This window comes from Flavobacterium sp. HSC-61S13, assembly GCF_024171535.1.
Classification (GTDB): domain Bacteria; phylum Bacteroidota; class Bacteroidia; order Flavobacteriales; family Flavobacteriaceae; genus Flavobacterium.
In genome coordinates this window covers 19452-27492 of the sequence record NZ_JALJZV010000027.1, presented here as the reverse complement: position 1 = coordinate 27492, position 8041 = coordinate 19452, and the positions used below count along the sequence as shown (strand labels likewise).

6 protein-coding genes and 3 tRNA genes are annotated in these 8041 nt (G+C 37.3%); 8 read left to right on the top strand and 1 reads right to left on the bottom strand.

Annotated features, from left to right (window positions below):
* The 6 genes from L1275_RS16340 to L1275_RS16315 form a co-directional block, all read left to right on the top strand.
* Positions 1–812: FUSC family protein (locus L1275_RS16340; protein ID WP_253476003.1), on the top strand; the 812-nt coding region annotated here is incomplete at its 5' end.
* A 73-nt stretch (positions 813–885) separates the two neighbouring features.
* Positions 886–3483: a DNA mismatch repair protein MutS gene (mutS, locus tag L1275_RS16335; protein WP_253475999.1), complete on the top strand. Its 2598-nt coding sequence runs from the start codon at positions 886–888 to the stop codon at positions 3481–3483.
* A 277-nt stretch (positions 3484–3760) separates the two neighbouring features.
* Positions 3761–3833: transfer RNA gene (locus L1275_RS16330), tRNA-Gly, on the top strand.
* Positions 3834–3847: 14 nt separating this feature from the next.
* Positions 3848–3933 (top strand) — tRNA-Leu (locus tag L1275_RS16325).
* Positions 3934–4099: 166 nt separating this feature from the next.
* Positions 4100–4468 (top strand): hypothetical protein, encoded by a 369-nt coding sequence (locus tag L1275_RS16320; RefSeq protein ID WP_253475996.1) that lies wholly within the window; start codon positions 4100–4102, stop codon positions 4466–4468.
* An 84-nt stretch (positions 4469–4552) separates the two neighbouring features.
* Positions 4553–4638, top strand: a tRNA-Leu gene (locus L1275_RS16315).
* A gap of 154 nt (positions 4639–4792) precedes the next feature.
* Here the strand turns inward: L1275_RS16315 and L1275_RS16310 are convergent.
* The gene (locus L1275_RS16310; RefSeq protein WP_253475993.1) at positions 4793–5650 is read right to left on the bottom strand and encodes a hypothetical protein; all 858 of its coding nucleotides are present in this window, start codon (positions 5648–5650) and stop codon (positions 4793–4795) included.
* Positions 5651–6041: 391 nt separating this feature from the next.
* Between L1275_RS16310 and L1275_RS16535 the strand changes: the two genes are divergently transcribed.
* Positions 6042–6173, top strand: coding sequence for a hypothetical protein (locus L1275_RS16535; protein ID WP_256499945.1), 132 nt, complete (start codon positions 6042–6044; stop codon positions 6171–6173).
* A 154-nt stretch (positions 6174–6327) separates the two neighbouring features.
* A complete protein-coding gene (locus L1275_RS16305; protein ID WP_253475990.1) occupies positions 6328–8040 on the top strand; it encodes a tetratricopeptide repeat protein in 1713 nt (570 codons plus the stop codon).
* Position 8041: the final 1 nt, after the last annotated feature.

The following is an 8041-nucleotide window of genomic DNA, read 5'->3' as shown; positions in this document are numbered from 1 at the left end:
ATCAGCACATCAGCACATCAGCACATCAGCACATCAGCACATCAGCACATCAGCACATCAGCACATCAGCACATCAGCACATCAGCACATCAGCATATCAGCATATCAGCATATCAGCATATCAGCATATCAGCATATCAGCATATCAGCATATCAGCATATCAGCATATAAGCATATCAGCATATCAGCATATCAGCATATAAGCATATCAGCATATCGCGCATCAGCAAAAACAACACTATTTCTTAGCTTTGTAAGTTTAACTGTAATATTTTTGCAGGTTCATAAAAGTTCATCTACCATGTTTACCGCAGCGTTAAGATCGTATATTACATCGCCTTTGCTCATCTATATAACCCGTTGTTTTCTAGGATTCTCTATCGGTTACAAACTGTATATGAGTTTTCCAGAGCACGAGTTATTATGGACGATGATTTCCATTATACTGGTCATTTCTCCAGAGGGAAAAGACTCCAGACGTTTATCGATCGAGCGTTTTAAGTCAAACATGGTGGGCTCAGCTGTAGCTTTGGCCTGTATACTAATGCATGAACCAAATTTTTATGTTATTTTAGTCGGAATTATTTTGACCATTATTACCTGTTATCTCTTTAACATTATGAATATGGCACGAGTAGCCTTGGTTACTTTGCTTATTGTTTTGGTTCAACCGCACACCACTCAGGCTGAGTTGGCGCCGATTTTCAGATTTGCATCTGTCACTATGGGTTGTATCATCGGTTTATTGATTACGATATTCACTTCGATGATTTTGAGGTATGCCAAAAGGAAATTACATATTGTGCAATAAGACTAGTAGTAGTCGATGAATTCTGGCCAAATAAAATTCTTAACTTATATTTGTATCTATTAAAACAACAAGCATGTCTGCAAAAGAAAAAAGCATTAAAGAGACTCCGTTAATGAAACAATATAACGACATCAAGAAAAAATATCCTGATGCGTGTTTACTTTTCCGAGTAGGGGATTTTTATGAAACTTTCGGGCAAGATGCTGTTCGCGCTTCAAATATCTTGGGGATTACGTTGACCAAACGCGGAGCCGGTTCAGCTAGTGAAACGGAATTAGCGGGTTTCCCACACCACTCGATCAATGTGTATTTACCCAAATTGGTCAAAGCCGGATTGCGCGTAGCTATCTGTGATCAATTAGAAGATCCCAAAACCACCAAAACCATAGTAAAAAGGGGCGTAACGGAATTGGTTACCCCTGGTGTCGCACTTAATGATGAAGTTTTACATTCTAAAACGAATAATTTTTTATCGGCCTTGCACTTTGGCAAAAAAAATATCGGAATTTCCTTTCTAGATGTTTCTACAGGAGAATTCTTAACCGCTGAAGGCGATGCGGAATACATCGATAAATTATTACAAAACTTTTTACCCAGCGAAGTACTGGTACAGAAAAACAATAAAAACCATTTTCTACATCATTTTGGCTCGAATTTTAATTTGTTTTATCTAGAGGATTGGATTTTCAAACAAGATTTTGCGTTTGACTCCCTTACCCAACATTTTGACACCAAATCTTTAAAGGGATTCGGCGTTGAGGATTTGCTAGAAGGAATCATCGCCAGTGGAGCCATATTGCATTATTTATCCGAAACCCAACACACCAAAATCCAACATATTTCCAACTTGCAACGCATTGCCGAAGATGCCTATGTATGGATGGATCGGTTTACCATTCGAAATCTCGAGTTGTATCACAGCACAAACTTAAATGCCATTACCCTTTTAGACGTGATCGACAAAACGCTCTCTCCTATGGGGGGTCGTTTATTGAAACGCTGGTTGGCATTGCCGCTTAAGGATATCCGTAAGATCAATGACCGACACGAGATCGTATCGTTCCTAAAGAACCATGCTCCAGTATTGGAACATTTTCAATACCAAATTAAGCAAATATCCGATTTAGAGCGATTAATATCAAAGATTGCTACGGGAAAGGCTTCCCCACGCGAATTGGTTTATTTAAAAGAATCGCTTAATGCTATCATCCCCATTAAGAAAATGGCGATGGAGAGCAAAAATGAGTCGCTACGCGCTACCGGTGAGCTTTTACATGCTTGTGAATTGTTGCGAGAGCGCATCGAAAAAACCATACATCCCGATGCACCCGTTGCTGTGTCTAAAGGAAATGCCATTGCTACTGGTATTCACGAGGAGCTAGACGCTTTGAGAGGTATTTCAAATACCGGCAAATCGTATTTGGATGATATGGAAAAGCGCGAAAGCGAAAAAACCGGTATTCAATCGTTGAAAATTTCATTCAACAATGTTTTCGGATATTATATTGAGGTTCGAAATACGCATAAAGACAAAGTTCCAGCCGAATGGATCCGAAAACAGACCTTGGTCAATGCCGAACGGTATATCACCGAGGAACTGAAGGAATACGAAAGTAAAATCTTAGGAGCGGAAGAAAAAATAGCCAAACTGGAAAGTGAGATTTACGAGCAGTTTATCATGTGGTGTGCACAATATATCAAACCGGTACAGCTCAATGCTAATTTGGTCGCTCAACTGGACTGTTTATGTTCCTTTACCCAATTGGCCAACGAACACCATTACGTAAGACCAGAAATCGATGAAAGTTATGATCTGGATATTAAGGACGGTCGCCATCCTGTAATTGAAAAACAATTACCGCCAGATGTTCCGTATATCGCTAATGATGTTTACCTCAACACCAGCAACCAACAAATCATCATGATAACGGGTCCCAATATGTCGGGTAAATCGGCTATACTAAGACAAACCGCTTTGATTGTCTTATTGGCTCAAATGGGTAGTTTTGTGCCCGCCAGCAGTGTTAAAATGGGGCTGGTTGACAAAATATTTACTCGTGTTGGAGCTTCTGACAATATTTCGATGGGAGAATCGACCTTTATGGTAGAAATGAATGAGACGGCATCGATCCTAAACAACATTTCCAATCGCAGTTTGGTATTGCTCGATGAAATTGGTCGCGGTACCAGTACTTATGACGGAATCTCTATCGCATGGGCCATAGCCGAATACCTACACCAACATCCGGCAAAACCCAAAACCTTATTTGCGACACATTATCACGAACTCAACGATATGCAAGAACATTTCGATGGTGTTAAAAACTTCAACGTTGCGGTAAAGGAACTCAAAGACAATGTGCTTTTTATTCGAAAGTTGGTTCCTGGAGGCAGCGCACATAGTTTTGGTATCCATGTGGCCAAAATGGCTGGGATGCCACAACTTGTTATCCTGCGCGCTCAAAAGATGCTTAAACAGCTTGAAAAGGGCCATTCCAAGGAAGTAAACATCGGTGAGATCGAAGAAGAAATGCAATTGAGCTTCTTTAATATGGACGACCCCATACTCGAAAACATTAAAAATGAAATAGCTGCTTTGGATATCAACACCTTAACACCAGTAGAAGCCTTAATGAAATTAAATGAAATTAAAAAGATGTTGAGCAAGTAAAACAGTTCGGTAAAACTACTACAAGATAAAATATTTAAAATTTCAAAAACCGGGTAAACGCACAGTGTTTACCCGGTTTTTTTTTACTGTTGGGACGCTTCCAATCCGTAGACCGAAAGCGGTATAAAAAAGTTTATTTTTTTATTTCTGAGAATCAATGAATTAAAAAAAACTTTAGTTTTTTTTCGTGCTATCCCTTGTGAATATGAAAAAACGTTCTATATTTGCACTCGCAATACGGAACAAGTATAGCGATGTTCTAAAACAAAAATGATACGCGAAAATAGCTCAGTTGGTAGAGCGCAACCTTGCCAAGGTTGAGGTCGCGGGTTCGAATCCCGTTTTTCGCTCAATTGCATACAATGCTCGAGTGGTGGAAGTGGTAGACACGCTGGACTTAAAATCCAGTGAACAGTAATGTTCGTGCGGGTTCAAGTCCCGCCTCGAGTACAAAAATCCTAAACACAACGTTTAGGATTTTTTTTTGCTCTCATTCAAAGCAAAATCTGAATTTTCCTGTCACGAAAATTTCACATCAGGATCTTTTCAAAAATCGTCCAAACTCAATAGCTTTTTATTTGTTATCAATCCAATAGTACTTTTCCTCTATTCCATTATGAGTGCATTTGTTATCAGCTTAAAAGAAAACGGTCAATTAAAATACACCTACAATTCCAGACGCGGTAAAACGATTTTAACCAGTATGGAATACAGCAGTAAGGAAGCCATACACGGTACCATCAACTTTCTTAAAAATAATTTTGAGATTGTTTCCCTTTATAAATTCAGAACTCCGAGCGGTAAATACTTTTTTAAAATCGCCATCGAGCAAAATATTTATGCCACGAGTAGAAAATTCACTACCGAATTGCGTTTAATCAAAGGAATGGATGAGGTGCGTCGAAATTTCGTAACGTCAGAAATACTTGATTTCTCGGTAGATATCTTTGCATCAGCAGAAGATGTGTTTGGAAAAGAAGAATAAATGATATTATCTTGTTTTGATGCATTGCTTTTACAGAAAAACACACTATATTTGCACTCCGCAATACAGATCATGTATGACGATGCTCGAGTGGTGGAAGTGGTAGACACGCTGGACTTAAAATCCAGTGAACAGTAATGTTCGTGCGGGTTCAAGTCCCGCCTCGAGTACAAAAAAATCCTAAACATAACGTTTAGGATTTTTTTTTGCTTTTTTTTTACTTTCTCCTGTACACTCGTATACTAAACCAAATTCAAATATGGATTCTATTACCTTCCCTTCAACTCCGAGGCTCCTTAACCACCAACAGATAAAACCTTGTCACTAATTCCGTTTCACATATTTATTGATATGATAATTGGTAATCGGTCGTAAATACTTACCCGTTTCAGGGTGCTCCCCACTATAAGTAAAATACTCATACGTTCCTTTTAAATTCTTCCCATACCAGACAATAGGCTTGTTATTTTGAAAAAATATGGTTTCTGGATTGACTTCGATTTTTTTAAAATGCCGAAACAAATGTTCTTGAACCGGCACAATCTTTCTGAATGATCCAAGCCCCAAAACTTGGCTATCGCAATCAATCGCTTTGTAATGACTCTGATCCCAGAACATGCAACCTGGCTTATCCGAAATCAATCTATTCGTCACCAATCCTCCTAGAAACATAACAATGGTAATCACGGTGATAATGATCCAATTTTTTTGTTTTTTGTTTGGAACAATCGCCGCTGCATTCATTCTCCCCCCCACTTCTTCATTCCCTATTGAATCCACCTCCATCGTTTCTTCTTTATTCTCTAAAACCTCTTTTTCACCTCCCAAAAACTTCCTTAATGGCCTTCTCTCGTAATCAGCAAGTATTGCTAACAATTCCACAACAGCAAAACTCGGCCTACCCGAATCACCTATAATAAAATTCCTAACCGGTCTTAATTTATCCACATTGAAACTCAAAAACTGATTGGTAATATCTGCTTCCAAGCTCAATTTAAAGAAATGTTCAAAAATTTTCTTATCCGAACTAGACGCCTTATCAGTATAAATCGCCATACAAATGTCACGCAATTTTGCAGGTGATGGATTTAATAGAATATAATCGTATTCACTACTTTTTTTCGCTGCTTCAATCGCTTCTTTAACTGCTTTTATATAATCAGCAGAAGTAAACTTATTCATAAATCTCCATTTCGTTAGTAAGATTAAATCGGATTAACTGGAATTCACACGGAACAATTGGAATTCCTTCGGAAACATTGGAATTACCGGAATTACATTGATACACTGCGTTTTAACCGTCATTTCTTTGCCTCAACAAATTTAGTTCTTGTTGTGGTTCGCTACCTCAACAAATGTACAAAACTAAATGAAGTCGGATTTGTGGGTACCCTCATTTTGCAAAAGGGAAGTTACATCACGAGAACTCACCTATACCGCTTCGCACTTCCCTATTTATCGAGCTCGATTTTTTTAAACGCCTCAATAAGGTCCAGAAGACCCTATGGCAAACAAAATTTTCAACCCTTAAGTAGAAGTAAAAATGAAGAAATTATATATTTTAAGTGCACTAATGTTAGTATTAGCATCAGGATTGTTTGTATCGTGTGAAACCCCTGACAACGATCAAGGCAAAGAAGTAAAGAGAGAAATGGGTGATGGTGAAGGTAGTATCCCCGTAAAACCAAGCCCTCCAAAGAAATAAATCCTGTATCACGCAGATTACTTAAATTCCTCATCACACAGATTACTTAAAAACTAATCTGTGTGATTTATTTTTAAATTATTCTATAACAATAGTTATAATTTAAAACTCAACGCTTTACTGATTTCTCGCAAAAAACCAGTACTTTCGAAAAATGAAAAAAGAAATCCTAGTTTTTTTATTAGTCTTATTATGCTCCCTTACTCTCTTTATTTCTTGCAAAAAAGAGACAACCACTACTTCATCCATTGCGAATAAAACAGCCTATTTTAACCAAAACAAAGCTGAAGAATACATCAATCAATCCATAAATGATAGTGCCTATTACTACTACCTAGAATCCAACCGCGAACTTTTAGTACTTAAAGACTCTGCAAACTTTACATACAATTCAATTAGAATTTCAGAAATTCAACTTTTTTCAGGAGATATTAGTGGTGCGGAATCAACATGTACTGAAGCCATTAAATATGTTCCAGCTGACAAAAAATATTATTTAATTGCATTGTACAATAATATTGGACGGTGCTATCGACAACTATACGATTACGACAAAGCTATTGAATATTATACTAAAGCGTTAAAGATTGAGACTGATGAACTAAGTAAGTTAATACTCAAAAATAATATAGGATATAATTACCTTAAAAACAGTCAATTTAGCAAGGCCATCCACATACTCGACAGCCTTATTCAATCCCCTATTTTAAAACAAAATCCTATACACTACGCACGCTCTTTAGATAATCTAGGAATTAGCCAATTTAAGATGGATGCCAACGAAGGTCTACCTAATTTACTACAGGCATTACATATTCGCGATTCCCTTAACTACGAACACGGTCTAGTAGAGAGTTATTCCAATCTATCCGAATACTATATCCAAAGAAACGCAAGCTCCGCAAGAGAATATGCTATGAAAATGTATGAACTTGCACAAAAGTTAAAAAATCGAGACGATGAACTCGAAGCTTTGAGTTTATTATTACAATCCAGTTCACCGAGCGAACTACGAACTTGGTCCGAAAAATACATTACCTTATCCAACAGCATTGCAAAAACCACGCAAACAGCCAAAAACCAGTTTGCCAAAATCAAATACGACCATCAAAAAGAAACCGCCGAAAATTTAGAACTCAAAACCAAAACCACCAAACAAGAACTTGATATTCAGAAAGAAACAAATAGGCGACAAATTCTTGTCTTTATACTTATCACCGTGGTTGTAGGTGTCTTTTGGTTTATCAAAAACAGTCGACGCCGCCATAAAGAAGAAAAAGCCAAACAGGTTTATCTAACCGAAACTAAGATTTCTAAAAAAATTCACGATGAACTCGCTAACGACATTTACAATATTATAGCTTTTACGGAGAATTTTGACGTGACTACAGATCACCACAAAAATCGATTGCTCAACGAGCTTGAAAACACCTATAATAAAACCAGAAACATCTCTTCCGAATATGGCGCTATCAGCTTTGGTGATGATTTTTCAAATTACCTTAAAGGTATTTTACAAGAATACAATGGTAAACAGGTTAAAATCGTTTCGGTAGGTATTGATAGCATCGATTGGAATTTACTTACTGAAGTTAAGAAAATAGCCCTCTATAGGGTGATTCAAGAACTGTTGGTCAACATGAAGAAACACAGCCAAGCCACTATGGTTAGTTTTAAATTTGAGTACCAAAAGCGCCATTTAAAAATCAGTTATTCCGACAACGGAACGGGAATTGTTAACGAAAAGTTAATTGCTAAAAACGGTTTAACCAATGCGGAAAACCGCATCAGAGATATTCAAGGAAGCTTTATATTTGAAATTGAAATCAACAAAGGAATGAAGATTTTTATAACGATTCCCTTATAAA